At 40.5% G+C, this 1,949-nt stretch carries 2 protein-coding genes; both read right to left on the bottom strand.

Translation table 11 applies throughout. The features are described from left to right. Positions 1 to 32: 32 nt before the first annotated feature. Positions 33 to 800 carry an IS21-like element helper ATPase IstB gene (gene istB / locus ESZ26_RS18955; RefSeq protein ID WP_146801359.1) on the bottom strand — a complete coding sequence of 256 codons (768 nt, stop codon included), beginning with the start codon at positions 798 to 800 and terminating at the stop codon, positions 33 to 35. Beyond that, positions 793 to 1,949 (bottom strand): DDE-type integrase/transposase/recombinase (locus ESZ26_RS18960; protein ID WP_146801361.1); only part of this gene is annotated, 1,157 nt, incomplete at its 5' end. The genes ESZ26_RS18960 and istB, both read right to left, overlap by 8 nt.

Consider the following 1,949-nt stretch of genomic DNA (forward strand, 5'->3'; position numbering starts at 1 on the left):
TATTAGACGTCAACTAACTTGTCCGGTTGGCGTCAATTAACTTGGCCGGTATTTGAGTTTAGTTTTATAGCTTGTTTTTTACGGTAGCTTTCGCCTTTAATTTGATAGATATCACTGTGGTGAACAAGTCTGTCGATAGCAGCAACTGTCATCATGTTGTCTCCGAATATACTATCCCATTCACTGAATGCTTGATTCGATGTGATCAATAAACTGCCACGTTCATAACGATGTGCAATCAGTTCAAACAACACCTGACTTTCACTATCAGTCTTTTTCACGTAACCGATATCATCCAATATCAACAGCTCATATTTATCGAGTTTTCTTAGGGCATCCGTTAAGCCCAACGTTTCTTTTGCACGTTGGAGTTCTTGAACAATAGCAGTGCTGGTGCTGAATTTAACACGTACTGCTTTTTCAAGTAACGAGTAACCAATCGCACACGCTAAGTGAGTTTTCCCTAAACCACTAGCACCAAACAATAAGATGTTATGGCCTTGTCTAAGCCAGTCAATCTCATTAACTTTTTGTTTCATTTGCAGTGATGTAATACCTTCTATTTCGTCAAAATTATATTGATGTAGTTGTTTACCTACGGGTAATTTACTCTCTTTAAGTAACCGTTTTAATCGACTTTCATGACGATGATTAGCTTCAAGTTCGCATAGCTCGGCAAGGAATAGCGCAGGCTCCCACTCCTGTGAAACAGCCTTTTGGGCAAGGACTTCCCATTCTTTGGCTATCGCACTTAAGCGCAGCTCTTTCAGTAATATTGGTAAGCTTTGAATGTTAGCCATGTAACCCTCCGAGTAATATATCGTAATCACTTATTTGATGTTGATGACTGACAATGTTTGGTATGACGAGCGTGCTAGGGGCAAACAATTTACGGCACATATCAATAGACATACACTTACCTTGCTCGTGGTTTTTCAAAACATAACGACCAAGGGCATGCTCGCAATTATAGTTATGAGCGAGTAACAATAACTCAACCATATAACGACAGTCTTTATCGCTAACATGCTCTGCTGTTAACTGCTGCCACAACAAACTGAAGTCACCTTCTGGGATCAAATCTTCTCGTAACTGCGAGTATTTGAACGCATTGGGCTTTTTCGCAAGTGAGTGGATCACATGTTTATAATCTACTGCTCGTGATCTTAGGTGCCCTTGAGCGTAGACCCTAGGCAGAGATAAGGTTTTTTCATGACCAAGGAATAAATCCAGCCGAGTATCATAAATGTGCACAAGTAATCGATGACTCATTAATCTAGAAGGTACGGTATACGTCACGCGTTTAACACTGATGGTGCTGCTAGAGGTGACTTTAACGTATTGCTCGCAGAAGTCGTTGGTACGACGTTTAGGCAAATCATTTAAGTGCTTGCGCTCTTCATCAAATCGAGTTTTACACTGGCGATTAATTTTGGCGACAATTACATCAAGAAACGATTGGTACTCGGTAATTGTCGTGAAATCACGACTGCCACGTATTCGTAATTGCTGATCTACTTTTCGTTTTAAATGGCTATGTGCCACTTCAATCGCACCATTTTCATGAGCTACACCTTTATTGTTACGCGTCGCAACAACGCTATAGTGAGCACATAACTTTTGATAGCGTTCAGTTAACGTTTCTTGTTCATAATGATTATTGAATGCAGCACTTAAGCTATCGGTTCGGTGTGTCTGTGGTACACCACCACTGCGCCAAAATGCATTCTGTAAACCTGTAGAGAGTGATTCGAAACTTTCACCACCAAAGACAAGTTGAGCATACGTCCAGCCACTGAACACTAACTTGTAATGAAAAAGCTTATGAGAAAACACTTGGCCTGCAATGGATATTTCAAGTTTGTTCATCCAAGTGTAATCAGATATTCCCATAAATCCTGGCATGTACTTTTGACGAAAGATAACTTCTTGCTCTGGCCCTTCAGTTG

Source organism: Colwellia hornerae, assembly GCF_007954355.1.
In the GTDB taxonomy this organism is placed as follows: Bacteria; Pseudomonadota; Gammaproteobacteria; order Enterobacterales; family Alteromonadaceae; genus Colwellia_A; species Colwellia_A hornerae.